The sequence below is a fragment of the Streptomyces sp. Rer75 genome (assembly GCF_013414305.1).
Classification (GTDB): Bacteria; Actinomycetota; Actinomycetes; order Streptomycetales; family Streptomycetaceae; genus Streptomyces; species Streptomyces himastatinicus.
Map to the genome: position 1 here is coordinate 4,959,713 of NZ_CP058693.1, position 24,307 is coordinate 4,984,019.

Genomic DNA, 24,307 nt, shown 5'->3' on the forward strand with positions numbered 1-24,307 from the left:
CACCGGCGGCCAACATGCGGCGGCCCCGCCTTGTCCGCGGGGACAAGGCGGGGCTCCACAAGGTCGCTACCGGCCCGCGCCCACCGGAAGCCGCGCGGCCGACGTCCCAAGACCCGTCGGTCCGAACAGCTGCCGCGGCGCCCCGGCCTCGTGCCGCAGCTCCTCCTCCCGGTACCGGGCGACCTCCCGGTGCCAGGTCAGGATCCCGGTCATCCAGTTCTGGAGGTCGCGCACATACCCCTCCAGGGCCGCCCGGCCCTGCGCCGACAGCCCGAAGTCCTCGTACAGGACCGGGAACTCATGGGCCGCGACGTGCTGGAACTGCCGCATCCGCGAGGTCATCAGGTCCTGCACGATGGCCACCCCGGTCGGGTAGTCGCAGTCGAAGAAGTTCTGCACGACCAGGACGCCGTTGTGGACCTCGCCCTCGAACTCGATCTCCTTCTGGTACGAGAAGACGTCGTTGAGCAGGGTGGCGTAGTCCATGGCGGCGCTCTCCAGCGAACGGACCGGCCCGCTGTCGCAGATCCCGGGCGGGACGCGCCTCCCGTATGCGAGTCGGCACAGGCTCATGGTGAGGCCGGAGCCGAAGGTGTGGCGGCGCATCTCGATGTAGTCGATCGGGTCGGGGATCCGGTGCTGCGCCTGGTTGGCCAGCTCCCACAGCCAGCTGTCGAGCATGTCGTCGACGGCCTGGCGGAACGCGCGGCGCGCGTCCTCCTCCATCGGTCCCGCGGTACGCGACCACAGGTCGGCGAGGCCGCGCTCCAGCCCGCCCGCGGGGACGGGGGTGGGGCCCGCGTCGACCGGCATGAACGTCTTGAGCCGCTCGTTGCACGCCTCGGCGCCGGTGAGGTCCCGCTTCCGGCCGAAGACCTGCGGATAGTAGTCGTCCGCGTAGGTTCCCCAGGTGAGCCAGCCCGACGTCAGATCCAGCTCGTCGGGGGACGCCTCCGGGTGGATACCCGCCGCGCACAGCGGAAGGTCGGCGGCGCGCAGCCGGCGCTCGTCCCAGACGTCCGAGTCGGGGACGCCCGGCTGGGGCCCGAAGATGCCCATCCGGTGCGTCCACTCGACCAGATTGCGGCGCGCCCGGTCCAGATGCGGGCTGAGCCGGGCGGTGAACGGCATGAAGAAGTCCGGCAGCCGGGACGGCCCGACCCGCTGGTGCGGCACATGGCTGAAACCGCGCGCCCGGGCCCGCTCCGCCCGGCCGGTGGTGAGCCGTATGTCGGCGGCCGATACGCCCAGGCCGCTGCCACCCGGGCCACCGACGCCGAGGCCGCCGATGCCGAGGCCGCTCACGGAGAACGGCGACCAGGCGGGCTCGGCCGCGGCCCCTCCGCCGTTCATGTAGCGGCTGGACCGCATGTGCCACTCATGGCCGCCCGACTGCCAGTCCTGGAGCCCCTTGACGTACGCCATGACGCCCGCGCATGCCGCCGCGTCCAGGCCGTGCTCGGCGAACAGCGGGGCCAGCTCGGTGAACGTGGTGTTCTCGAACTGCTGGAGCCGCGAGGTGAGCAGGTCGTTGACGGCGTCCGCCGCCTGCTGGGTGGTGCAGCCCAGGAACGTCTCCAGGACCAGCACCCCGTTGCTCCGCTCGCCCTCCTCCTCGATCTCCCGCTGGTACGAGAACAGGTCGTTGCGCAGGTGTACCGCGTCCGCGAACGCGTCCCGCAGCACGCGCAGCGGCCGCGACTCCGCGATCACCGCGGGGACCTCGGCCCCCACCGCGTGCTCCACGAGCCCCGCCGACCACGGGGCGCCGCCGACCTTGCGGCGCATCTCGATGTACTCCACCGGATTGGGTGTCCGCCCTGCGTTGATGTTGGACAGCTCCCAGAGCGACTCGTTGAGCAGGTTCTCCGTGGACTCCCGGAACCGGGCCCGCCAGTCCGGCGACATCGCGGGCACCGTCCGCACCCACAGGTCCTTCAGCCCCGCCTCGACCGGGTTCTCCGGTTCCGGCATCCCGGCCGCCGCCGGATCCATCGGCATGAACAGCGGCAGCCGGTCCAGGTACGCCTTGCCGCCCGCACGGTCCTGCGAGCGCTTGAACCGCTCCAGGAAGTGGTCGTCGAAGAAGAACACCCACACGTACCAGTCCGTGATCAGGGCCAGTTCCGCGGCGGAGCAGTCGGGGTGGGTGTAGGCGCACAGCAGGGCGTAGTCGTGGGCGTCGAGATCCTCCTGCTCCCAGATCCCGGAGCCTTCGAGCATTCCCCTCTCGCGGGCCCAGCGGGTGGAGTGCTCCCGTGCCTCCTCGACGTGGGGATTCAGCCGCGCCGGGTACGGCATGTAGAAGTCGGGGAGTTGAAAGGGCTGTGTCACTGGCGGGCCGGCACCTCTCCGTACGACGGTTGCCCGCGCGGCCGGAAACAGGCCCCCGCGGGCTGGTCGGCTCGGCCCTACCCAGGGCCCTGACGGCCTATCCGACAGACCGATCAGTCACATGAATGTGCGATCGTTTCCGGCCCCGCCACGGCGGTACGGCCGAGGCGGGACCGGAAACGGCAGGTCGTGCGCGCGCTATCCGGGCGGTCTCGTGGCCTGGGCCGGGACGACCGCCCGCGGCGTCGCGGCGGACCGCGCCACGACGGCCCCCGGGCCGGATCCGCCCACGGTGGCCCCCGGCCCGGATCCGGCCACGGCGGCCCCCGAACCGGCGGCGGCAGGCCCCGCCCCGGGCCCGGCAGCCGGAGACCCCGCCACCGACCGGAAGGCCCACTCCATCCGCGGCTCCATCGCGAATCGCAACGTCCGCTGCACGAGCGGGGAGCACAGCGCGGTCACCACCACCGCGGCGATGACCGTGACCGCGATCGCGCCCGCCGGGGTGTGCAGCCAGGACGGGTCGTACCACCCCGCGAAGTGGGAGCCCTTTATGAGCAGGCCGTGCAGCAGGTACCCGTACAGCGTTCCGGCGCCGAGCGCGGTGAACCACATCGTCCGCCCCGGCACCCAGGCGAAGAAGCACGCGGTGAGCACCATGGAGCAGCCGAAGAGGGCGAACGTCATCACGATGCCGCTCCACCACGGCGCCCCCATCTCCTGGGCGCTGTCCCGGTGGTAGAACCACCCGGCGTTCATGCGCGGCACCGCCCAGTACGTGAAGACCAGCGCGGCGGCCGCCACGGGCAGGGCCACCATCCGCACCTCCCGCCGCCGCACCATCCGGAAGTGCTCCGGCCGCATGTGCAGTCCCGCCACGAAGAAGGGGAGGAACTGGAGCACGCGCTGAAGGTCGAGATCGTCGCCGATGTCGGGCGAGCACGAGGCGAGCGCGGCGATCGCGAGCGCGAGCGGCACCGGATGGCGCGCGATCCGCCACACCGGGGTGGTGACCCGCCACACGAAGAGCGCGATCAGGAACCAGGTCAGATACCAAGGGTCGAGCAGGCTGATCGGGTACGAGGGGTCGCCGCCCGCCCAGCCCCTGAGGAGGCTGTACACGGACTCGAAGATCACGTACGGGACGGCGACCCCGGTGAGCAGGCGCTTCAGCCGATCCGGCCGGAGGTCGAAGTTCCGCGAGAAGTAGCCGGAGATGAGGATGAACGCCGGCATGTGGAAGGCGTAGACGAACATGTAGAGGGCGGACGCCGCTCTGCTGCCGTCCCGCAGCGGTTCCCAGGAATGCCCCATCGCGACCAGCACGATTGCCAGGTACTTGGCGTTGTCGAAGAACGCGTCCCGCTGCTTGGGGGCTGCGGAGGACGAGGGGACGGACACGGGGACGGGCGGGCGGACGGGTGGGGGGACGGGCCCGGGGGCGGGGGCGCGTTGCGCGCGACGTAAGGACGAGATGTTCATCACATACGCCACCCCATGGAACCGACAGCGGCGATCCCGCCTCTTTGTGGGGTTGAGGAGAGGGCTGCGGAGTGGAACATTCCACGCACGGTAGTGGCGGCCACAGGGCCACGGGCGGAATGACTCAGCTCTTGCGCAACGACCGTTCACGCCCCCGCCCCCACTGGCACACTGCGCCCCCGCACCCGCACCCGCCGCCGCACCGCACGTCGCGCCGCACCGCCTGACTCGCCCCCGTCGCCCCTTTGGCCCGGCTGTGCGCGCGGGCCCCGGCCGCCTCGCCCATGCTGGGCCCAGGAGGGGGCGACCCGGCGACCCGAGGCGTGCGAAGGGCAGGGCCCGATGAGGCTTGTCGTCGATCTCAACCGCTGCCAGGGATACGCGCAGTGCGCGTTCCTCGCCCCCGACGTCTTCACCCTGCACGGCGAGGAGGCGCTGCTCTACACCCCGCACGCGGACGACACCCAGCGGGAGAACGTGGCGCGCGCGGCGGCGGCCTGCCCGGTCCAGGCCATCCTGGTCGAGGGTCCGGACGATGACCTGGTCGACGGCCCGGTCGGCGACGAGGGCCTGTCCGGTGTCCGCTGACGGCGCGCCGCACACGCTGCGGCGCGAGGGGCGCATCGTGATCGTCGGCGCCTCGCTGGCCGGGCTGCGGGCCGCCGAGACACTGCGCGACGAGGGGTTCTCCGGGTCGCTCACGATCATCGGTGACGAGCCCCACGAGCCGTACGACCGGCCGCCGCTGTCCAAGCAGGTGCTGCTGGGCCGGGCCCCCGCCGACCACACCACGCTGCCCCGGCGCCGCGAGGTGTACGCGCGGTGGCGGCTCGGCGTCGCCGCCACCGGGCTGGACATGACCGCCCGCCGGGTGCGGCTGGCCGACGGCGACGAGGTCGGCTACGACCGGCTCCTGATCACCACCGGGGTGCGCGCCCGGCCCTGGCCGCACCCCCTGGAGGCCGAGCTGGACGGCGTCTTCGTGCTCCGTACCCGCGAGGACGCGGCCGCGCTGCACCGCCGCCTGTCGGCCGCACCGCGCCGGGTGCTGGTCATCGGCGCGGGCTTCACCGGCTCGGAGATCGCCTCCGCCTGCCGGGAGCGGGGGCTGCCGGTCACCGTCGCCGAACGCGGCCCCACCCCCCTGGTCGGCGCCCTCGGCGGGGTGCTCGGCGAGGTCGCCGCCGGCCTCCAGCGCGCCCACGGCGTGGACCTGCGCTGCGGCGTCATGGTCACCGGGCTGGAGGGCGACGCCGCCGGGCGGCTGCGGCGGGCCCATCTGTCCGACGGCACCGCCCTCGACGCCGATGTCGCGGTGGTCTCCCTCGGCATCACCCGCAACACCGAATGGCTGGCCGGTTCCGGGCTGGGCGCCGGGCCCCGCGGGATCGCCTGCGACGCGGGCTGCCGCGCCTTCGACGTACGCGGCATCGTCACCGACGACATCTTCGTGGCCGGGGACGTGGCCCGCTCCCCGCATCCGCTCTTCGGCTACCAGTTCCTGTCCCTGGAGCACTGGGGCAACGCGGTCGCCCAGGCCGAGATCGCCGCCCACAACATGATCAGCGCGAGCGCCGACCGCCGTCCGCATCTGTGGGTCCCGGCCTTCTGGTCCTCCCAGTTCGGGGTGAACATCAAGTCGGTCGGGGTGCCGTCGATGGGCGAGGAGGTCCTGATCGCGCAGGGGTCGCTCGCCGAGCGCCGCTTCACCGCGGTCTACGGATACCAGGGGCGCGTCATCGCCGCCGTCACCTTCGACCAGAGCAAGTGGCTGGCGTTCTACCAGCGGCTGATCGAGACCGCCGCGCCCTTCCCGCCGCCGTTCACCACCGTCGACCGCCGCACCGAGGGGCTGCGGCCCGTCCCCGCCGACTTCCCGGACCCCACGCTGCCCACCCACGGCCCGACCGTCACCCTCAGCGGCTACTCGCCCTCCGACCGGCGGATCGCCTTCACCCCCTCGCGCGTCTGACCACCCCGATCCCCTGCCCCCGTCCCTGATCCCCGGAAGGACTCCGCCATGGCCCACGGCCCCCTCCTGCGGAAGATCACCGACTACGCCAACCGCGCCGACCCGTACCCGATCTACGCGGAACTGCGCAAAACGCCCGTGGTGCACGAGGAGGACGGCCCGTACGTCGTCAGCACCTACTGGGAGATCCACGCCCTCCTGCACGACCCGCGCATCAGCTCCGACGCGCGCAACCTCGACCCCCGCGCCGCCGGGGAACCGGCCGACGCCGAGACCGAGGCCGAGGAGGACGACCCCGGGCTGCCGCCCGCCTTCCTGAAGCTCGACCCGCCCGAACACGACCGGCTGCGCCGCCTCGCCATGACCCCCTTCGGCCCGCCGCACACCCCCCGGCGGATCCACGCCATGCGCGGCGAGCTGTCCCGCATCGTCGACGAGCTGATCGACGGCTTCCGGGACCGGGACCGCATCGACCTCGTCGACGACTTCTCGTACCCCTTCCCGGTCACCGTCATCTGCCGACTGCTGGGCGTCCCGCGCGAGGACGAACCCCGCTTCCACACCTGGGCCGACACCCTCGCCGCCAGCCTCGACCCGGACCCCGAACAGGACGCCGCCGAACGGCGCCGCGTCACCCAGCAGGCGCGCACCGAACTCGGCCGCTACCTCTCCGAACTGATCGAGGAACGCCGCCGCTCCCCCGGCGACGACATGCTCTCCGCCCTCGTCGCCGGGCACGGCCCGGACGGCCGGATGAGCCATACGGAGCTGCTGAGCACCGCCGCGCTGCTGCTGGTCGCGGGCCACGAGACCACCGTCAACCTGATCACCAATGGCATGCTCGCGCTGCTCCGCAACCCCGACGTCCTGGCCCGGCTGCGCGCCAAGCCGCATCTGGCCGTCCCCCTGGTCGAGGAGTTGCTGCGCTACGACCCGCCCGTCCAGCTGCTGCCCCAGCGCACCCCGCTCTCGGACATCGACATCGCCGGGGTGACCATCCCCAAGGGCGCCTCCGTCTGGCTCGTCCTGGCCTCCGGCAACCGCGACCCCCAACGCTTCCTCGACCCCGACCGCTTCGACCCCCAGCGCCGCGACAACCAGCACCTCGGCTTCGGCAGCGGCATCCACAGCTGCTTCGGCGCCCCGCTGGCCCGCCTGGAAGCCCAGCTGGCCCTGACCGCGCTGGCCCGGCGCCTGGAGAACCCCCGCCTGCGCGAAGACCCGCCGCCCTACCGCCGCAACGCCGTCCTCCGCGGCCCCCGCCACCTCCCCATCACCCTGGACGGCCTGCGCTAGCTCAACGGCACAGCCACCCCGGACGACTCGGCCTTGGCGGCGATCTTCCGGGCCATCCCGCCGAACACCAGCGCGTGGAACGGCGAGACGCCCCACCAGTAGAGGTGCCCGGCCAGCCCGTGCGGGTGGAAGACGGCGCGCTGGCGGAAGACGGTCCGGCCCTCCGCGTCCCGGTCCACCCGCATCTCCAGCCACGCCAGCCCCGGCAGCCGCATCTCGGCCCGCAGCCGCAGCAGACGGGGCGGCAGGACCTCCTCGACCCGCCAGAAGTCGAGGCTGTCCCCGACCCGCAGCCGGGCCGCGTCGCGGCGGCCGCGCCGCAGCCCGACGCCGCCCATCAGGGTGTCGATCCAGCCGCGCAGAGCCCAGGCGAGGGGGAGCGCGTACCAGCCGTTCTCGCCGCCGATGCTCTCCACGACCCGCCACACCTCCTGCGGGGAGGCGTTCACGGCGCGGCGGCGGTGGTCGGTGTAGAGGCTGCCGCCCGCCCAGTCGGGGTCGGTGGGCAGCGGGTCGCTGGGGGCGCCGGGGGTGGCGGCGGAGGACCAGCGGGTGGCCACGTCCGCCTCGCGGATCCGCCGCAGGGCCAGCTCCAGGGCCCGGTTCACGCCGAGGGGGCCGCCCGGCGGGTCGGGTACGTAACGCCTGATGTCCCGCTCGGCGCAGACCACCTCATGCCGCAGCGACTCCACCAGGGGCCGGGCGAGGGTCCCGGGCACGGGGGTGATCAGGCCGACCCAGAGGCTGGAGAGCCCCGGGGTGAGCACCGGCACCGGCAGGATGGCGCGCCGGGGCAGCCCGGCGACGACCGCGTACCGCAGCATCATGTCGCGGTAGGTGAGGATCTCCGGGCCGCCGATGTCGAAGGCCCGGCTCACCTCGTACGGCAGCTCGGCGCAGCCGACCAGCAGCCGGAGCACATCGCGGACGGCGATCGGCTGGGTGCGGGTGCGCACCCAGCGCGGGGTGACCATGACCGGTAGCCGTTCGGTCAGATAGCGCAGCATTTCGAACGACGCCGAGCCCGACCCGATGATCACGCTGGCCCGGAGCACCGCGGTCGGCACCCCGGAGTCCAGGAGCACCCGCCCCACTTCGGCGCGGGACCGCAGATGGGGAGAGAGATCGCGGTCCGGGACCCCTGCCGGGGTCAGCCCGCCGAGGTAGACGATCCGCCGGACCCCGGCGGCCCGCGCCCGCTCGCCGAAGAGGCGCGCCGAGCGCCGGTCGGTCTCCTCGAAGCCGGGCCCGCCGCCCAGCGCGTGGACCAGGTAGTACGCGACGTCCACGCCCTCCATGGCCGCCCGGACGGACTCCTCGTCGGTCACATCGCCGCGTACGATCTCGACCCGCCCCGCCCAGGGGTGATCGCGCAGCTTGCCAGGGGAACGGACCACACAGCGCACCGCGTGCCCCGCGGTCAGCAGCTCGGGAACGAGCCTGCCGCCGATGTAGCCGGTGGCCCCGGTGACCAGACAGCGCATGCGGCCATGCTCGAACGCACGGGGGCCGCCCGCAAGCGGGGGGGGCGGCGGCAGCCGGGGCCGGGCAGCACAAAACCTGCGAGGTGGGCTCCCTTCGCCGGCATTGTCCGGATCAGGTTGTGGAGGTCGCCTTCCGGTCTCCCCGACCTTCCGGCCTCTCAGCCCGGCCATCAACGAGACGTTCCGGAGAACCAAAGTCCTCTGTCCTGAGCGCCTCTCCGGTCGAGCTCCCTCGCTCGCCCCGCAGGCTGATATTCAGGTTACTCCTGACCCCCTTGGGCGACTAGTCCCTTTTCGAGAAAATTCCACCCTTTTGCCAGCGCGTCGCGGAGCGCCCTCCCCGGGCCCCCGGCCTGGCACTCCCGCGCCTTGGCTGCGCCGGAAGCCGCTTGCCCGGTAGGCTTTCCGTGTGATCTTCAAGCGCATCGGAAACGGTCGACCCTATCCCGACCACGGCCGGGAAAGCACCCGCCAGTGGGCGGATGTCGCCCCACGCCCGGTACGTCTTGACCAGCTGGTCACGACGAAGCAGCAGCTCGATCTGGAGACGCTGCTCGCCGAGGACTCGACGTTCTACGGGGACCTCTTCGCCCACGTCGTGAAGTGGGACGGCGACCTCTATCTGGAGGACGGGCTGCACCGCGCGGTGCGCGCGGCGCTCCAGCAGCGCCAGGTGCTGCACGCGCGCGTCCTGGAACTCGACTGACGCCGTCCCGGCGAGGGGTGACCGGGCCTCCGCATTGGCCCTTTCGGGTTGGACTGCACACCAACCATTGATCATTTAGTAGGCATCGTCACCAGGCCGCACTACGCTGCGCACATGAGCATGCTGACCCCTCCTGGCATGGGCGGAAAGTACCGCATCACGGGCGACCGCTACCCGCGCATGCGCCGGCCCCGGGGCCGCCGGCGCCTGGTGTTCGCGGCCCTCGGCTCGGTCGTGGCGCTCGGCCTGGTCGGCTGGGGAACGCTTCAGCTCATCGACGTCTTCTCCGGCGGCGGCAAGGGCGGCGACACGGTGCGCGCGGCGCGCGGCAGCGCGGACTGCAAGCGCGAGCCCGGCAAGGGCCACGACCGGAGCCCCGGTTCGTCGTCCCGTACGGCGGCGAAGAAGCTGCCGAAGCCGTCCGACATCACCGTCAACGTCTTCAACGCGACCAAGCGCTCCGGGCTCGCGAAGGACACCGCCGAGGAGCTGGAGAAGCGCGGCTTCAAGATCGGGGACGTGGGGAACGCCCCGAAGGCGTACGACAAGAAGGTCAAGGCCCCGGGGATACTCCTGGGCGCACCGGCCTCCGCCGACGGGACCTTCCGGGTGCTCTCCACCCAGCTCACCGGGGCACAGACCAAGAACGACACCCGCCGGGGCAAGGACGTCGACCTGATCATCGGCTCGGGCTTCAAGGACCTGGTCAAGGCGAAGGACGCCGACAAGGCGCTCACCGCGCTGACCAAGCCCTCGCCCCGCCCCTCGGGCTCGCCCTGCTGAGCGGGACCGGCTGAACGGGACCGGGCGGGTCCAGCCCGCGCCGCCCCGCTGAAGGGGACCGGGCGGGTCTAGCCCGCGGTCCCGTACATCCGGTCGCCCGCGTCGCCGAGCCCCGGCACGATGTACCCGTGCTCGTTGAGCCGCTCGTCGATGGACGCGGTGACCACCGTCACGGGCGCGCCCGCCAGCTCGCGCTCCATCACCTCGACGCCCTCGGGCGCCGCCAGCAGACACAGCGCGGTGACGTCGTCCGCGCCCCGCGCTATGAGTTCCCGGATCGCCGCGACGAGCGTCCCGCCGGTCGCCAGCATCGGGTCCAGCACGTACACCTGACGGCCGGAGAGGTCGTCGGGCATCCGGGTGGCGTACGTGGACGCCTGGAGCGTCTCCTCGTCGCGGATCATCCCGAGGAAGCCCACCTCGGCCGTCGGCAGCAGCCGCACCATGCCGTCGAGCATCCCGAGGCCCGCCCGCAGGATCGGCACCACCATGGGGCGCGGATGCGAGAGCCGCACCCCGGTCGTCGCCGTCACCGGGGTCTCGATGTCGACCTGCTCGGTCCGCACATCGCGGGTGGCCTCGTACGCGAGCAGGGTCACCAGCTCGTCGGCGAGCCGCCGGAAGGTGGGGGAGTCGGTGCGCTTGTCGCGCAGCGTGGTGAGTTTGTGCGCCACCAGCGGGTGGTCGACGACGTGGATCCGCATGGCAACGACACTAACGGAGCCCTCCGACCGCGGCTCCCGCCGGTAACCCTCCGGCGCGCGCCGACAGTCTGTCGCTGTACTGGCATCAAACCGCCGTTTCGGGGGAAAGTGGGCAGGAGCGCCCGGGCCCCACGTCCGGGCGGAGACCTCGGCCCGAGGGGTGAGGCCATGGCCGACACCGACATGCCCACCGGCAGGACGATGGGTGCCGTGTCCGCACGCGAGAGCGCCGCGGACCGCCGCCGCCGTCGCGAACGCTTCCTGCGCGCGCTGAACGAGGCCCGGCAGGTGCGCGACCGCGTACGGCCGCGGCTGACCCGCGCCGCCCGCATGCGCGAGGCGATACTGCTGCGCACGTTCCGCTGGTGAACCCGAACCCGGCGCACCGTTGATGAAGCGATCAGGTCGGTCCGTTTCGTTTCACGTGAGCCACATCTCTTTGGACTGGTGCACGACGCAGCGCGGAAGACCTCTCGCGAAGCGATGGTTTCTGCCACGATTCCGATTGGGGCGGGACACTGTCCCGCCCGCCCCGGCACGCCTATGACCAGTGGGAGAGTCACGGTGTACTTCGCCGCATTGCTCGCGCGCACCGCAGAAGGGTGGGAAGCGAGCGACACAGAGCTCGATGACGTGGAGACTCTGACCGATTTGATCGATCTGGCTCGTGGGGCCGCCAAGGACGACGACACGGTTCTGGCCTTCATCGAGCACGAAGACGCGTGGTTCGGCGTCGTCCGCGTGGACGGCGAGGACGACCCGCACATCTACGTATCGGACGCGGCCGCGGCCGCCCGCACCTCATACGGCTCGATGCTCACCGACGAGCTGCTCGGCCGGGACCCCGACGACGACCTGGACAGCCTCGTCGACCTGGACGGCACCGAGGACGGCGAGCCCGACCAGGACGACGACGCCGACCCCGACGCCCCCGTCCCGGTGGGCCCCCTCGGGGACGGCGACATCCTGACCGACCTGGGCATGGAGGAGAAGGAACTGAAGGCCCTCGACGGGGACGCGCTCGAATCGATCGCGGACATGCTGGGGTGCAGCATGGAGGGCCTGGAGGCGGTGCGCTGACCGCCGCCACACTGGTGACATGACCGACCCGCTGACCGGCATCCTGCCCGGACCCGACCCCGACCCCCTGCGTGACCCCTGGCGCGCCCCGATGCGCCTCGCGCTGGAGGAGGCCGTACGGGCACCCGAGACGGGAGACGTCCCGGTCGGCGCCGTCGTGCTGGGCCCGGACGGCACGGTGCTCGGCCGCGGCCGCAACGAGCGCGAGGCCCACGGCGACCCCACGGCCCACGCCGAGGTCCTCGCTCTCCGCGCCGCGGCCCGCCGCCTCGGCGGCTGGCGGCTCACCGGGTGCACCCTGGTGGTGACCCTGGAGCCGTGCGCCATGTGCGCGGGCGCCATCGTGCTGTCCCGGCTCGACCGGGTGGTCTACGGCGCGGTCGACGAGAAGGCGGGCGCCGTCGGCTCCCTCTGGGACATCGTCCGCGACCGCCGCCTCAACCACCGCCCCGAGGTCATCCACGACGTCCTCCCCGACGAGTGCGCGGCCCCCCTCACCGCCTTCTTCCGCACCCCCTGACCGGCCCCCACCCGGAACCGATTTCGGATCTCGGCCCTTCGTCCGCTAGGCTCTGCCTCGGTAGCGTGTCCGAGCGGCCGAAGGAGCGCGCCTCGAAAGCGCGTGAGGGGGCAACTCCTCCGTGGGTTCAAATCCCACCGCTACCGCTCGAATCACCCCCCTGACCTGCGGAAACGCAGGGAAGGGGGGTGTTTTGCGTGTGGCGACGTCCAGGGACGCGGGCACCGCACGCCCCCAACTGGCCTACTGACGGCCATCAGTGTCAGGGCCTGCGGCTTCCGGTGGTGACCGAGTGCCACTTTGATTGGCTTCCGTCAGCAGCCGGGGCCAGTGGCGGGGTTGGCGCAGATGCTTCACCCGTGTCACACACAGTAATCGGATGGTGTACAGAAGGGGCAAGACGTATCACGCCGCGTCACCCGAGCGGAGCACTGCACCCGTCGATGGCTGACGGCACGTCACAGCTCGACGACGACGGAGCCGACCGCCTGGCGCGAGGCGAGGCGGGTGTAGCCGTTCTCGAAGTCGTTCAGCGGGATCCGGCTGTCGATGACGGGCCGGAGCCTGCCCGCGGCGGCCAGCTCCCCGATCCCGCGCAGGGCAGGGGCGATTGCCTCGGTGGAGTGGGAGAAGAGGGAGTAGCCGGTGACGTACTTCTCGCCGCCGATCAGGTCCATCACGTCCACTTCGGCCCGCATGCCACCGACGAAGCCGAGCGAGACGAGCGTGCCACCGCGGCGCAGGACGTGCAGCAGCGTGCCCAGGAGCGGTCCGCCGACGGGGTCGAGCGCCAGGTCGGCCCCCTGCCCGTCGGTCACGTTCGCGACGGCGTCGCCGAGGTTCCCGGCGGACCGGTCGATCACCGCCCAGGCACCGGCCTGTTCGGCCCACCGGGCCTTCTCCGGGGACGACACGAGTGCGATCGGGCGGGCGCCCAGGGCCGAGGCGGTCTGGATCGAGGCGTGGCCGACCGAGCCGGAGGCGCCGGAGACCAGCACGGTCCGGTCCGGGGTGACGTGCGCGATGTCGGTGAGGGCGAGGTAGGCGGTGAGGTAGTTGACGGTGAGCGCGGAGCCCTCGGCGAAGTCGAGGGTGTCGGGCAGGACGAGGAGGCGGTCCTCGTCGACGGCCACCCACTGCTGGAACATGCCATCCGCGGTCGTGCCCAGCTCGCCGCCGCCGTAGACGGCCACCCGGGTGCCCGGCGCGAACCGTTCGCCCTCCTCGACGACGCCCGCTCCCTCACTGCCGAGCACCAGGGGGACGGTGGCGTACTCCGGGCCGAAAGCGCCGGAGCGAACGGTGGCCGTGTACGGGCTGATCGTCGCCGCCCGCATACGGACCAGCGCTTGGCCGGGCTTGCGCACGGGTGTCGGCCGCTCCTCCACGCCCATCTGCGCGGGGCTGCCGAAGCGCCGGGTCACGATGGCTTTCATGGGGATGCTCCTGTCCTTGGAGGGTGGGGGGCGCGGTAGCTGACCGGCACCGGTCCCGGCCCACGAGGGCCGGATGGGAACAGCGGGACCCCTCCACCGTGGCCCCACTCGCGCCCCTGTCCCCGCTTCCGAGCCGGCCCAGCCGAACCTGGGTCCAGCTGGGCCTCGAACAGGGCCGCCACCCCACGTCTCCGAGGCCGTGCTGACCTCCGTCGCGCAGGCCCTGCGGCTGGACGACGACGAACGCGACTACCTGTTCGACCTCGCCCGCCCCCGCCCCGCGGGCCCGCGGGGCCGCCGTACGCCGCGAGCCGAGCGGGCCCGGCCCGCGGTGCACCGGATGCTCGACGTCCTGGGCGAGGTCACCCCCGCCTTCGTCGCCAACCTGGCGAGCAGGGCGAGGGCCTCGGCGGAGGGCGAGCCCGCTTCCGCCGTGTAGAGGCAGAGGGTCTGGTCGGGTTCGGCGGGGAAGGCCAGGGTCTCGTGGTGGAGGGTGAGCCTGCCGACGGTGGGGGGGGCGGAAGTGCTGGACGCCGTGGGCGCACTGGGCGACGCGGTGGGTGTCCCACCAGGCGCGGAACTCGGGCAGCTTGACGAGGAACTCACCGATCAGCTCGTTGAACCGTTGGAGCGCCCCCTCCGCGTCCCCTCCGTCCCCTCCGCGCCCGCCCCGACCCGCACGTCGCGCGGCGCCCCCCGGGCCCACCCGGGAGGGGTGAAGCGGGTCCGCACCGGCTCCCGCTGCCCCCGGGCAGCGACTACCAGGAGCGGGCCGCCTGCCGGAGGCGGTCGCGGACCCGGAGGACGTCCGGGTTCGTCCCGGCGCCGGGGCGCTGGACGAGGAAGAGCGTGTTCAGCGGCGGCACTTCCGGGTCGTGGAGCAGGGCGAGGCGGCCGGAGTCCAGATGTTCCTGGCACAGCGAGCGCGGCAGCACGCTGTACCCGGCGCCCGCGTTGACCGCCGACAGGACCGCGTACAGGTTCGGCACGGTGACGGCTGCGCGGGCGGTGAGCTGCTTGCCGAAGGCGGTACGCCAGTAGCGGCGGACGATCGGCAGGTCCTCGGCGTACGTCACCATCGGGACGTCGCGCAGCGCGGCACACAGGTCACCGCTCGCCGGATGCTCGGCGACGCGCTCGGCCCATGCGGGGCTCGCCACCAACAGGTACTCCTCATCCGCGAGCGGCACCGACTCCAGCGCCTTGCCGCGCGGGCGCCGGGTGGTGATCACCAGGTCGTGGCGCCCGGAGCGCATCTCCTCCAGCAGCGGCTCGGGCAGGCCCTGCGTGACGCGCATCTGGACACCGTCGGCGACGAGCGGGACCAGCGCGGGCAGCACCCGGACGCACAGCAGCTCCGACGGTCCGGCCAGGTGCACGGGCGCGGCCGTCGTGCCGCCGTCCTCCAGCGATGCCAGCGCGTCGAGCGGTCCGGCGACCTGCCCGGCCAGTTCGCGGGCGTACGGAGTCGGCTCCACCCCGCGCGGCAGCCGGGTGAACAGCTCCCTCCCGGTGTGCTGCTCCAGGGCGCGGAGCTGGGCGGTCACCGTCGGTTGGGACAGCCCGAGCCGCGGGGCCGCCGCCGTCAGGGATCCCGACCGGTAGACGGCCAGGAACGTACGCAGCAGATTCAGGTCCGCGTGCGGCGGCAGGTGCTTGCCGCCGACCGCCGGGGTGGTGTCCGGGACGGGCGTCCGGTGCTTCATGGCATCCAGCGTAGCGACGGTTCCCATCGGCATTCCGATAGCGGAAACCGGATCGCCTATTGGCTGGCGGATGGGACTCCGTCCTACGTTCATGAACGTCACCGACCTCCTCCGGACCTCCCTCACACGACCCGCTGAAAGGCATCCCCATGACCACGCAGAACGCGATCAACTGGCCCGAGAAGTACCTCCCCGGCACCGGCGACAACTTCGTCTCCAACGAGGTCGTCGTCCGGGGCATCACCGCGGCCCAGGTCTGGCGCTACCTGACCGACACCTCCGCCTGGGAGTCGTACTACGACAACGTCGCCGACATCTCCTTCCCCCGGGGCGGCGGCCCCGTGCTGGCGGACGACCTCGTCTTCAGCTTCGGCACCTTCGGCTTCCCGCCCCTGGCCGCCCGCGTCGTCGGGTTCCAGGCGCCCGGTGACGGCGTCCCGGGGCGCCTGTCGTGGACCGCGCGGCAGGACGGCAAGCCCGAAGAGCGGCTCGACGTGCTGCACGCCTGGCTGGTGGAGGACCTTCCCGGCGGCCGGGTGCGCGTTCTGACCCAGGAGACGCAGATCGGTCAGCCCGCCGCGGAGCTGGCGGGGCAGACCCCGAACCCGATGCTCAACGGCCACCAGGCGTGGCTGGACGGGCTGGTCCGCGCCGCGTCCGGGGGCGCATGATGAGCGCGGCGACGTGGTACGTGCACGGCGCGTCCGAGGGGTTGGCGTAGGCGTGCGTGACGTCGGCGGCGAAGTACGCGGAGTCTCCCGCGCCGAGGTCCACCGCCCCGTCCGCCACCGTCAGCCGCAGGGTTCCCGATTCCACGGCGATGAACTCATGGGAGCCGGGGGCGTACGCGGGGAACCGGCCCGCGTCGCAGCCGGGCGGCAGGGTGGTGCGGATCCATTCGAAGTTCACGCCGGGCACCACCGGGGTGAGGATGGTCCGCCGCCACCCTCCGGGCTCCTCGACGGCGTCCTGGTCGGCGGCCCGGCGCACGATGAGCCGGTGGTCATCCGGCCGGGCGACCAGTTCGGCGAGGGCGACACCGAGTCCGTCGGCGATGCGGGCGAGGACGACGACGGTGGGGGCTTTCTGGCCGCGCTCGACCGAGGACAGCATGCTCACGCTCACCTCGGCCGCGCCGGCCAGTTGCTGAAGGGTCAAGCCCCGGTCGTGCCGAAGCCCCTGGATGCATCTGCCCATCACCACGAGGTCCATTACACTATCGTAGCGACCAATTCTTCTATAGTGAAATGAGCCGTGTATGTCCCTCCCCGGAACGGCCATCCGACCGGCGGGCCACGCCGACCTCAAAGCCGTGGCCGACATCTACACGCACTACGTCCGCCACAGCGTGATCACCTTCGATGAGACGCCCCGCTCCGCCGCCGACTGGGAGCAGCTGCTCGGCGATCTCACCGTCCGGGGACTGCCCTTCCTGGTCGCCGAACTGTCCGGCGACGTCGTCGGGTTCGCGTACGCCGCGCCGTGGCGCCCCAAGCCCGCCTACCGGTACACGGTGGAGGACACGATCTACCTCGCCCCCGACGCCACCGGCCGGGGACTGGGCAGCGCCCTGCTGAGCCGCCTGATCGCCGACGCCGAACGGGCCGGGAAGCGGACGATGATCGCGGTCATCGCGGACACCGGCGGTGACGGCACCGGCAGTGACGCCTCGACGGCGCTGCACCGGCGCTTCGGCTTCACCGACGCCGGGCGGCTGACCGCCGTTGGCCGCAAGCACGGCCGCTGGGTCGACACGGCGCTCCTCCAGCGGCCGTTGTCCGCGCGGGAGCCCGCGCAGGAGCCCGCGCAGGAGCCCGGATGAGCCGTGCCGCCTGCCGGGGTCAGTCGGCCAGGCCCCCGGCGAACGGCATCGTCCGCCACTGGTCGACGGCTGGTGTCACGTACTCCACCAGCGCGGGCAGTTGCGGCGTCAGCGTGAGGCAGGCGATGGCCCGCAGCATGCCCACGGCGTTCACGTAGGCCAGGACGTCCTGGTTCAGCGTCCTCATCCCGTTGCGCTGCGCTCCGCGGTTGTAGGCGGATTCGAGGTCGGGCCCGAGGGCGGCCAGGTCCCACTCGACGGGGCCTAACGTGACCAGCTCGAAGTCGGAGTAGAGGTCCCCGTCCACCCCGGAGAAGATGTTCGCGGGCGGCGAGTCGCCGTGGATGGGCTGGAGTTCGACCCCCGGGAACGCCTTCTCGAACGCCGCGCGGGAGCGCGTGAGGGGTTCCAGCACCTGCCACTCGCGGCGTGCGCGGTCCAGATCGGCCGGACCGATCAGATCGGGGTGCTTTTCGAGCAGAGCGAGGCTTTCCACGATGAACTGCGGTTCGGCCGCGGACAGGAACGACAGTCGGCCCGGGTAGGCGCGCATCGCGGCGTGCAGGTCGGCAACGCTTTCGGAGTTCGCCGCGTAGTCGGGCTCCTTGTCCCGGTCCTCCTCGACGAACTGCCAGAACGTCATCGAGAATCCGTCGCGCCGAACGGGCTCCCGCGGCACCAGCGGACTCGGCGGGATCACGGGGGTTCCCTGGTCCGCGAGCCACTGTGTGACGTCCAGTTCCGTCTGCTGGCGGCGCGCCTGGGAGTCGGGGTCCGCGTAGTGCGGCAGGACGGTGGGGACCCGGACCACCACCGGGGACGGCGCGAGGTGGACGACGACGGAGAACAGGTCGTGGAGGACCGCGGCATCGGTCACGGTGAGTCCGAGCTCCCGCCCCGCTCCGACGGCGGCGTCGACCGCGGCGGAGGTGCGTCGGGCGATGTGTTCTGATGTCATGAAATCGGTCATCGAGCGATCGTTCCATGTCGCGGAGTGGCGCGGAAAGACAATTCTCGTGCAGGGCGGCGGAATACGGGCGGCACGCGGGCCGGATGCGGGCGGCATGCGGGCCGGATGCGGGCGGCATGCGGTCGGGCGGGGTGGGTACTCGGCAGAAACGCCCCACAGAGGAGTGCTTCGCCATGATTTTCGGCATCGTCGGCATCTGCGTCGTTCTGGCCGTGCTGGCCTTCTTCGTCCCGCGCCTGTCCCGCCACCCCGAACGGGGCACCCAGCGCACCCTGGGCGTCGGATCACGCGCGGGCAGCAAGGCCCCCGGCCTCCTGGGCCGGGTCCTCAGCAAGCCGTTCCGCAGCAGCTCCAAGGCAGTTGGCCGCAGCGGCTCCGCGGGCCGCCGCGCCCGGGGCCGCATGCCGTTCTAGATGGCTCCGGCTCCGGACGGCCGAGCCGCCGCGTCCCGTTGGTGCCGCACCGTGGTGTGCGCCTGACCCGGCCCGCCTCATCCTGACGACAGGCCGCGGTCTTTGAGGTGGTCCACGCAGTCCTCCGGCACCGCCATGTCCCTGACTGTGCCCTGGTACGCAGGGGCCCCGGACGGCTTGAGCGCTTCCTGCTGCCTGCGCTCGGCCTCGGCGCGCTCGCGCTCGACGCCCAGGCGACGAAGATCCCCCGGCGATTCATGCGCCGGACGGCGGCGTGGGGGCGGCGTCCAGCTTCTCCAGGATTCCTTGGAGCCAGCCACGGGCCTTGCCCGTGTTCAGCGCGAAGCGCGCATGGGAGAGCGGGCGGGTCAGTGGGTTCCGGCGGTGGGCGCGCGCCGCCTTCTCCGCAGCCCTGATGGCCTTCACGGCGAAGGAGAGCCGCAACTGAAGGTTCTCGGGCTCAGGGACGTCGACCAGTTCCGCGGCGCAGGAGACGACCTTGTCCGCGGCGCCCTCCAGCTCGTCGGCGGCACGGCGGATGCTGGAGGGTTCCTCGAAGGTCGTCAACAGGTCGTGGACCTCGCGTAAGGCGGCTATGGCTTCTGAAGACATGCGCACAGCATGCCGTAACCGGACGGAGGAGCCGTCCCGGGCCGGGACGGCTCCTCCGTGCGCGGCACCGAAGGTCACTGCTGGGGCGGGGGTTGTTGGGGCGGCGGCTGCTGAGGCGGCGGCGGTGGGGGCGGTTGCTGCGGAGGCGGCGGGGGCTGGGGTTGCTGCTGGTTCTGCTGGTTCGGGTCCGTCGGCTGCTGCGGCGGGGGCTGCTGCTGGGGCGGGGGCTGCTGTCCAGGGTCGGACGGCGGCTGGTTGGGCGGCGGGGGCGGCGGGGGCTGCTGCTGGGCCGGGTCCGACGGCTGCTGACCGGGATCCGAGGGCTGCTGACCCGGGTCCGTGGGCTGCTGGGACTGATCCATCGGCTGGGACGGCTCCGCCGACGTGGTCTCGGACGGCCGGATGGTCTCCAGGCCCAGGGGCGAGTGACGCTTGATCCTCTTCGGCGCCTCCGCCAGGTTCGGGGCGTTCTGCTCGCCCGGCATCGCCAGGTACTTCGGGTAGTGGGCCGGGGAGATCACCGCGTCCCGCGCCTTCTTGCCCTTGGCGTCACCGATCACCCGCCGGAACAGCTCCGACTTCCCGATCGTCACCACGGTGATCCGCTTGACCGCGTCCGGGGCGGGGCGGATGACGGTGACCGCGTTCCGGGAGAAGCCGGACCACTCGGGGCCGGTGAACGTCGGCTCGGCGTTCTTCTTCGGCGCCGCCGCCCTGATGGGGTTGCCGGAGGCGCACTTCACGACCGGCATGCCCCGCTTGTCGACGAGCACCGCGGTGCCCGCCTGGAGAACGGTGGCCGCGGGTTTCACCCGGCCCTGGTAGCCGTACGTCCTGGCGTAGGTGTCCGACCGCAGGACGACGCCGGAGAGCCGGTGGACGTAGGTCCGTATGCGCTCCGGCCGGATGTGCTGGACCCGGGCCCAGGCGGCGGCCTTCTTCGGGGTCGCCTTGAGGTCGCGGATCAGCTCCTGCCGGTCGCAGGGCTTCCGGCCCGGGACCCCGGAGTAGAGCCCGGGGGTGTCGCCCTGGAAGGCCCGGCCCCCGTTGGAGGGCGAGACCACATGTCTGCGGTCGTGGCCGACGGCCTGGGTGAACGCCGGTACCGAGGTCTTCCCGACCGGTTCACGGCGGTATTCCGCCGTCGCGGCCCGCCCGGAGGGGGTGACCGTCCCCAGGACCGCCACGGCGGACACGACGGCGACGGATCCGGCGGCAAGTCCTGATCGGCGCGAGGTGAGGTGCCATGAGATCGAGCGCATGTCCGTTTCCCTTCCGTCGCCCCCATCCTGCGCTCGCCCCGCATACCGCCGCGTCCCCCGAAATCCCGGTATCCGCCCCCACCTTCGGGGGACGTGACCGGCACCCCCATCCGCGGGACCCGGCGGTACGCAGAACCGCCCCCGGTCCGGTGGCCCGGACCGGGGGCGGCCGCTGCCCCTCGCGGTTCCGTGGAGAGGACTCTCCGAACATCGCGGATAAATCCCTCGTACCTAGACTAAACGCAAAAGCCCATGCGCGCTCCGGGAGGGAGAAGGCGATGACCGGCCCTGTCGTCGCGGGCGTCGACGGCTCAGAGCGCAGCCTGGTGGCGGCCGAGTGGGCCGCGCGGGAGGCGCTGCGCCGCGGGGTCGGGCTGCTGCTGGCGCACGCGTGTCCCCCGCTGCCGCGCAGGGTCTCCCCGGTGCCCGGGGTGGACGCCTGGCAGCACGTGGGCGAGCAGATGCTGCGGCGGACGGCCGACGAGTTCATGGGCCGCCACCCCGGCCTCGACGTCGAGGGGGTGCACACCGACGCCGAACCCGAGCAGGCCCTGCTCGCGGCCGCGGCGGACGCCGGACTGCTGGTCGTCGGGGCGCGCGGCTGGGGCGGCTTCGACGGCCTCGCGGTCGGCTCGGTGGCGCTGCACGTGGCGGCCACCGCGGACTGCCCCGTCGTGACGGTGCCCGACCCTGCGGCGCGGGCGCCGGACGCGGACGAGGTGGTGGTCGGTTTCACCCCACGCGCCCCGGCGGACGAGACGATCGGCTTCGCCTTCCGCACCGCCCGGGAGCGGGACGCCCTGCTGCGGGTCGTGCACGCATGGGCGCTGCCCCCGGCGGCGCCCTCCGCCTGGATGCTGACCGTGCTGGAGGAGGACCGCGGCCTGTGGGAGGACCAGGAGAGCCAGGTGGTCTCCGATGCCCTGCGGGTGTGGCGGGAGCAATACCCGCAGGTCGCGGTGGTGCCGGATGTGGTGCTGCTGGGCCCGGCGCAGGCGCTGGTGCGGGCGTCGGAGCGGGCCCGGCTGCTGGTCGTCGGCCGCCGCACCAGCCCGCGGGTGGCCGAGCGCCGTCTGGGTCCGGTCGCCCACGCGGTGCTGCACCACGCGCACTGCCCGGTGGTCGTCGTACCGCACCCCGCCTGACCGCGGACCCCCCGTCAGCCCCTCTCGGCCCGGCTCCCGTCAGCCCTTCTCAGCCCCTCTCGGCCCAGCCCCCGTCACCCCCTCCAATCCCTCACCCTCATCCCCCTCAACCACCCTCAACCACCCTCAGCCGAAGAACACTCCGAACTCGGCGTAGAGCGCCGGGTCGACGGTCCTGATCCCGGCCGCGGCCTCGGCGAGCGGCACGCGCACGATGTCCGTACCGCGCAGCGCGACCATGACGCCGAACTCCCGCTCCTTCACCGCGTCGACCGCGCGCAGCCCGAAGCGGGTGGCCAGCCAGCGGTCGAAGGCGCTGGGCGTACCGCCGCGCTGTATGTGCCCGAGCACGGTGGTGCGGGCCTCCTTGCCGGTGCGGTCGGCTATCTCCCGGGCCAGCCACTCCCCGATACCGGACAGCCGCACATGGCCGAACTCGTCCAGCGCCGAGTCCTTGACCACCATCTGACCCTCCTTCGGCACGGCCCCCTCCGCCACCACCACGATCGGCGCGTACCTGATCTTGAAGCGGTTCTCCACCCAGCCGCAGACCTGGTCGACGTCGAAGGGCTGCTCGGGTATGAGGATGACGTTGGCGCCGCCCGCGATGCCCGAGTACAGGGCGATCCAGCCCGCGTGGCGGCCCATCACCTCCACGACGAGGGTGCGGGTGTGGGACTCGGCGGTGGTGTGCAGCCGGTCGATGGCCTCGGTGGCGATGTTGACCGCGGTGTCGAAGCCGAAGGTGCTGTCGGTGCCCGCGACGTCGTTGTCGATGGTCTTCGGCACGCCGACCACGCGGATCCCCTCGTCCGCGAGGGCCGCGGCGACCCCGAGCGTGTCCTCGCCGCCGATGGCGATCAGTGCGTCCACGTCATGGTCGGCGAGCGTCTCCCGGACCCGGCGCACCCCGTCCTCGCTCGCCAGCGGATTGGTGCGGGAGGAGCCGAGGATGGTCCCGCCGCGGGGCAGGATGCCGCGCACGGCCGGCACGTCCAGCGGCACGATCCCGCCGTCGAGGGCGCCGCGCCAGCCGTCCCGCACCCCGACGAAGTCGAAGCCGTGCACCTCGACGCCCTTGCGGACGATGCCGCGGATCGCCGCGTTCAGCCCCGGGCAGTCGCCACCACCGGTCAGCACCCCGACACGCATCTCCGCCTCCCTCCATGACCTTCCATGCCCCCGCCCCTCTCCAGAGTCCACCCATCGTCGCCCGGGCGCCCACTCCACGGCTTCCGCACCTGTGGATCACCTGCCAGATGATCGGACTGATAAGACTGATGTTTCTGCGGTGTGGATAGACTCCGCCGCGATTGCCCCAGGGGACACGGCGGGAGAGGCAGTACGAAGATGGCCCAGGCGAAGAAAATCGCGCTCTACATGCTGATCGTCTTCGTGCTGTACACGATCATCAAGACCCCGGCACGAGCGGCCGACCTCGTCCAGGTGGGGTTCGAGGGCATATCGGAGGCCGCGAAGAGCGTGGGGGAGTTCATGAGCGAACTGGTCAATTGACCGGGACCGGCACAGTCGCCCGGGATGAGCACCCGGGTGATCACCGGCTCCGCCTTCCGAGTACCGGCGGAAGCACTGTCCCAGCATGGGGCAATTTCGCCATCAACACGTAGTAAAGCGGTGCTTGCACACAGTGCACATGTCTTGTGATGCTATGACCGCTTTGCCGGGTGAGTACATCGTGAAGGGGTGGCGTGACCGTGTCGGCCCGTACCGCGCCCAGAACCCCGCCCCAAGGCGATGGCGGCAGAGGTGACGGCGGCAGCGAGAGCGGCAGAAGCCGCGGGGCTGACGCCAGAGCCCTCACCCAGGTGCTCTTCGCCGAGCTGTCCGGCCTCACCCCCGGCACCCCCGAGCACAACCGGGTGCGCGATGCGCTGATCGAGGCCAATCTGCCGCTGGTCCGCTATGCCGCCGCCCGCTTCCGCAGCCGCAACGAGCCCATGGAGGACGTGATCCAGGTCGGCACGATCGGCCTGATCAACGCCATCGACCGGTTCGACCCGGGGCGCGGCGTCCAGTTCCCCACCTTCGCGATGCCGACCGTCGTCGGCGAGATCAAGCGCTACTTCCGCGACAACGTCCGCACCGTGCACGTACCGCGTCGGCTGCACGAGCTGTGGGTGCAGGTCAACGGCGCGACCGAGGACCTGACCGTGCTGCACGGCCGCTCGCCCACCACCGCCGAGATCGCCGAGCGGCTGGGACTGGGCGAGGACGAGGTGCTGGCCTGCATCGAGGCCGGGCGCTCGTACCACGCCACCTCGCTGGAGGCCGCCCAGGAGGGCGACGGACTGCCGGGGCTGGTCGACCGGCTCGGCTACGAGGACCCGGCGCTCGCCGGAGTCGAGCACCGCGACTTGGTGCGCCACCTCCTCGTACAGCTGCCCGAGCGCGAGCAGCGTATTCTTTTGCTCCGTTACTACAGCAATCTGACTCAATCTCAGATCAGCGCCGAACTGGGTGTCTCGCAGATGCATGTGTCCCGGCTGCTGTCGCGCAGCTTCGCCCGGCTGAGATCCGCAAATCGGATCGAACCGTCATCGTGACGAGGGACCCCCGCCC

General features: G+C 72.2%; 26 protein-coding genes, 1 tRNA gene, 1 pseudogene and 1 riboswitch. Of the genes and pseudogenes, 16 read left to right on the forward strand and 12 right to left on the reverse strand.

Annotated elements, in window-relative coordinates:
• Window positions 1-66: 66 nt before the first annotated feature.
• Window positions 67-2,334: a family 2 encapsulin nanocompartment cargo protein terpene cyclase gene (locus HYQ63_RS20920; protein ID WP_218929575.1), complete on the reverse strand. Its 2,268-nt coding sequence runs from the start codon at window positions 2,332-2,334 to the stop codon at window positions 67-69.
• A gap of 198 nt (window positions 2,335-2,532) precedes the next feature.
• Window positions 2,533-3,816 (reverse strand): acyltransferase family protein, encoded by a 1,284-nt coding sequence (locus HYQ63_RS20925; protein WP_179935333.1) that lies wholly within the window; start codon window positions 3,814-3,816, stop codon window positions 2,533-2,535.
• Window positions 3,817-4,158: 342 nt separating this feature from the next.
• Here HYQ63_RS20925 and HYQ63_RS20930 point away from each other — a divergent pair, with 342 nt between their 5' ends.
• The 3 genes from HYQ63_RS20930 to HYQ63_RS20940 are packed head-to-tail and all read left to right on the forward strand — an operon-like array spanning window position 4,159 to window position 7,084.
• Window positions 4,159-4,404: a ferredoxin gene (locus tag HYQ63_RS20930; RefSeq protein ID WP_179935334.1), complete on the forward strand. Its 246-nt coding sequence runs from the start codon at window positions 4,159-4,161 to the stop codon at window positions 4,402-4,404.
• A complete protein-coding gene (locus HYQ63_RS20935) occupies window positions 4,352-5,788 on the forward strand; it encodes an NAD(P)/FAD-dependent oxidoreductase (protein WP_179935335.1) in 1,437 nt (478 codons plus the stop codon). The genes HYQ63_RS20930 and HYQ63_RS20935 overlap by 53 nt, the downstream gene beginning before the upstream one ends.
• Window positions 5,789-5,836: 48 nt before the next feature.
• Window positions 5,837-7,084 carry a cytochrome P450 gene (locus HYQ63_RS20940; RefSeq protein WP_179935336.1) on the forward strand — a complete coding sequence of 416 codons (1,248 nt, stop codon included), beginning with the start codon at window positions 5,837-5,839 and terminating at the stop codon, window positions 7,082-7,084.
• Here HYQ63_RS20940 and HYQ63_RS20945 read toward each other — a convergent pair.
• Window positions 7,081-8,568: an SDR family oxidoreductase gene (locus HYQ63_RS20945; protein ID WP_179935337.1), complete on the reverse strand. Its 1,488-nt coding sequence runs from the start codon at window positions 8,566-8,568 to the stop codon at window positions 7,081-7,083. The genes HYQ63_RS20940 and HYQ63_RS20945 overlap by 4 nt on opposite strands.
• Window positions 8,569-8,640: 72 nt before the next feature.
• A riboswitch (TPP riboswitch) is annotated at window positions 8,641-8,812 on the reverse strand.
• 165 nt (window positions 8,813-8,977) lie between these two features.
• Here HYQ63_RS20945 and HYQ63_RS20950 point away from each other — a divergent pair.
• Both HYQ63_RS20950 and HYQ63_RS20955 read left to right on the forward strand, forming a co-directional pair.
• Window positions 8,978-9,274 carry a type II toxin-antitoxin system VapB family antitoxin gene (locus tag HYQ63_RS20950; protein WP_009716657.1) on the forward strand — a complete coding sequence of 99 codons (297 nt, stop codon included), beginning with the start codon at window positions 8,978-8,980 and terminating at the stop codon, window positions 9,272-9,274.
• A 114-nt stretch (window positions 9,275-9,388) separates the two neighbouring features.
• Window positions 9,389-10,057 (forward strand): LytR C-terminal domain-containing protein, encoded by a 669-nt coding sequence (locus HYQ63_RS20955; protein ID WP_179935338.1) that lies wholly within the window; start codon window positions 9,389-9,391, stop codon window positions 10,055-10,057.
• Window positions 10,058-10,125: 68 nt separating this feature from the next.
• Here HYQ63_RS20955 and upp read toward each other — a convergent pair whose 3' ends face one another.
• Complete coding sequence (gene upp / locus HYQ63_RS20960) at window positions 10,126-10,761, reverse strand: uracil phosphoribosyltransferase (protein ID WP_009716655.1); 636 nt, start codon at window positions 10,759-10,761, stop codon at window positions 10,126-10,128.
• A 168-nt stretch (window positions 10,762-10,929) separates the two neighbouring features.
• Between upp and HYQ63_RS20965 the strand changes: the two genes are divergently transcribed.
• The 4 genes from HYQ63_RS20965 to HYQ63_RS20980 all read left to right on the forward strand — a co-directional run bounded on the left by HYQ63_RS20965 (window position 10,930) and on the right by HYQ63_RS20980 (window position 12,507).
• Complete coding sequence (locus HYQ63_RS20965) at window positions 10,930-11,130, forward strand: hypothetical protein (protein ID WP_123104650.1); 201 nt, start codon at window positions 10,930-10,932, stop codon at window positions 11,128-11,130.
• A 174-nt stretch (window positions 11,131-11,304) separates the two neighbouring features.
• Window positions 11,305-11,841: a hypothetical protein gene (locus HYQ63_RS20970; RefSeq protein WP_179935339.1), complete on the forward strand. Its 537-nt coding sequence runs from the start codon at window positions 11,305-11,307 to the stop codon at window positions 11,839-11,841.
• 19 nt (window positions 11,842-11,860) lie between these two features.
• Window positions 11,861-12,361: a tRNA adenosine(34) deaminase TadA gene (gene tadA / locus HYQ63_RS20975; RefSeq protein ID WP_179935340.1), complete on the forward strand. Its 501-nt coding sequence runs from the start codon at window positions 11,861-11,863 to the stop codon at window positions 12,359-12,361.
• A 59-nt stretch (window positions 12,362-12,420) separates the two neighbouring features.
• Window positions 12,421-12,507, forward strand: a tRNA-Ser gene (locus tag HYQ63_RS20980).
• 312 nt (window positions 12,508-12,819) lie between these two features.
• Here HYQ63_RS20980 and HYQ63_RS20985 read toward each other — a convergent pair.
• Window positions 12,820-13,797 carry a zinc-binding alcohol dehydrogenase family protein gene (locus HYQ63_RS20985; protein ID WP_179935341.1) on the reverse strand — a complete coding sequence of 326 codons (978 nt, stop codon included), beginning with the start codon at window positions 13,795-13,797 and terminating at the stop codon, window positions 12,820-12,822.
• A 199-nt stretch (window positions 13,798-13,996) separates the two neighbouring features.
• Between HYQ63_RS20985 and HYQ63_RS44825 the strand changes: the two genes are divergently transcribed.
• Window positions 13,997-14,236, forward strand: a complete 240-nt coding sequence (locus HYQ63_RS44825) for a hypothetical protein (RefSeq protein ID WP_257231994.1) — start codon at window positions 13,997-13,999, stop codon at window positions 14,234-14,236.
• A gap of 11 nt (window positions 14,237-14,247) precedes the next feature.
• Here the strand turns inward: HYQ63_RS44825 and HYQ63_RS46075 are convergent.
• Together HYQ63_RS46075 and HYQ63_RS20995 are read right to left on the reverse strand one after the other, a co-directional pair.
• A pseudogene (locus HYQ63_RS46075) lies at window positions 14,248-14,403 on the reverse strand (hypothetical protein); the annotation flags it as partial.
• Window positions 14,404-14,555: 152 nt separating this feature from the next.
• Window positions 14,556-15,503 carry a LysR family transcriptional regulator gene (locus HYQ63_RS20995; protein ID WP_179935342.1) on the reverse strand — a complete coding sequence of 316 codons (948 nt, stop codon included), beginning with the start codon at window positions 15,501-15,503 and terminating at the stop codon, window positions 14,556-14,558.
• Window positions 15,504-15,652: 149 nt separating this feature from the next.
• On the opposite strand from HYQ63_RS20995, the gene HYQ63_RS21000 reads away from it, so the two are divergent.
• The gene (locus HYQ63_RS21000; RefSeq protein ID WP_179935343.1) at window positions 15,653-16,174 is read left to right on the forward strand and encodes an SRPBCC domain-containing protein; all 522 of its coding nucleotides are present in this window, start codon (window positions 15,653-15,655) and stop codon (window positions 16,172-16,174) included.
• Here the strand turns inward: HYQ63_RS21000 and HYQ63_RS21005 are convergent.
• Window positions 16,116-16,715: a helix-turn-helix domain-containing protein gene (locus HYQ63_RS21005; protein ID WP_179935344.1), complete on the reverse strand. Its 600-nt coding sequence runs from the start codon at window positions 16,713-16,715 to the stop codon at window positions 16,116-16,118. The genes HYQ63_RS21000 and HYQ63_RS21005 overlap by 59 nt on opposite strands.
• A gap of 46 nt (window positions 16,716-16,761) precedes the next feature.
• Here HYQ63_RS21005 and HYQ63_RS21010 point away from each other — a divergent pair, with 46 nt between their 5' ends.
• Window positions 16,762-17,325, forward strand: coding sequence for a GNAT family N-acetyltransferase (locus HYQ63_RS21010; RefSeq protein WP_179935345.1), 564 nt, complete (start codon window positions 16,762-16,764; stop codon window positions 17,323-17,325).
• A 19-nt stretch (window positions 17,326-17,344) separates the two neighbouring features.
• Here HYQ63_RS21010 and HYQ63_RS21015 read toward each other — a convergent pair whose 3' ends face one another.
• Complete coding sequence (locus HYQ63_RS21015) at window positions 17,345-18,295, reverse strand: phosphotransferase (RefSeq protein WP_179935346.1); 951 nt, start codon at window positions 18,293-18,295, stop codon at window positions 17,345-17,347.
• A 173-nt stretch (window positions 18,296-18,468) separates the two neighbouring features.
• On the opposite strand from HYQ63_RS21015, the gene HYQ63_RS21020 reads away from it, so the two are divergent.
• Window positions 18,469-18,708, forward strand: coding sequence for a DUF6411 family protein (locus tag HYQ63_RS21020; RefSeq protein ID WP_179935347.1), 240 nt, complete (start codon window positions 18,469-18,471; stop codon window positions 18,706-18,708).
• Window positions 18,709-18,963: 255 nt separating this feature from the next.
• Here the strand turns inward: HYQ63_RS21020 and HYQ63_RS21025 are convergent, their stop codons facing one another.
• On the reverse strand, window positions 18,964-19,320 hold the full coding sequence (locus HYQ63_RS21025) for a hypothetical protein (protein WP_179935348.1): 357 nt from the start codon (window positions 19,318-19,320) through the stop codon (window positions 18,964-18,966).
• 74 nt (window positions 19,321-19,394) lie between these two features.
• Window positions 19,395-20,582 (reverse strand): DUF6777 domain-containing protein, encoded by a 1,188-nt coding sequence (locus HYQ63_RS21030; protein ID WP_179935349.1) that lies wholly within the window; start codon window positions 20,580-20,582, stop codon window positions 19,395-19,397.
• 278 nt (window positions 20,583-20,860) lie between these two features.
• Here HYQ63_RS21030 and HYQ63_RS21035 point away from each other — a divergent pair, with 278 nt between their 5' ends.
• Window positions 20,861-21,727 carry a universal stress protein gene (locus HYQ63_RS21035; protein ID WP_179935350.1) on the forward strand — a complete coding sequence of 289 codons (867 nt, stop codon included), beginning with the start codon at window positions 20,861-20,863 and terminating at the stop codon, window positions 21,725-21,727.
• 126 nt (window positions 21,728-21,853) lie between these two features.
• On the opposite strand, the gene HYQ63_RS21040 is transcribed toward HYQ63_RS21035, so the two are convergent.
• Window positions 21,854-22,879 (reverse strand): 6-phosphofructokinase, encoded by a 1,026-nt coding sequence (locus HYQ63_RS21040; RefSeq protein ID WP_179935351.1) that lies wholly within the window; start codon window positions 22,877-22,879, stop codon window positions 21,854-21,856.
• Between the two features lie 198 nt (window positions 22,880-23,077).
• On the opposite strand from HYQ63_RS21040, the gene HYQ63_RS21045 reads away from it, so the two are divergent.
• Window positions 23,078-23,242 carry a hypothetical protein gene (locus tag HYQ63_RS21045; RefSeq protein WP_179935352.1) on the forward strand — a complete coding sequence of 55 codons (165 nt, stop codon included), beginning with the start codon at window positions 23,078-23,080 and terminating at the stop codon, window positions 23,240-23,242.
• Window positions 23,243-23,436: 194 nt separating this feature from the next.
• Window positions 23,437-24,291, forward strand: a complete 855-nt coding sequence (locus tag HYQ63_RS21050; RefSeq protein ID WP_179935353.1) for an RNA polymerase sigma factor SigF — start codon at window positions 23,437-23,439, stop codon at window positions 24,289-24,291.
• The last annotated feature ends 16 nt before the right edge of the window (window positions 24,292-24,307 follow it).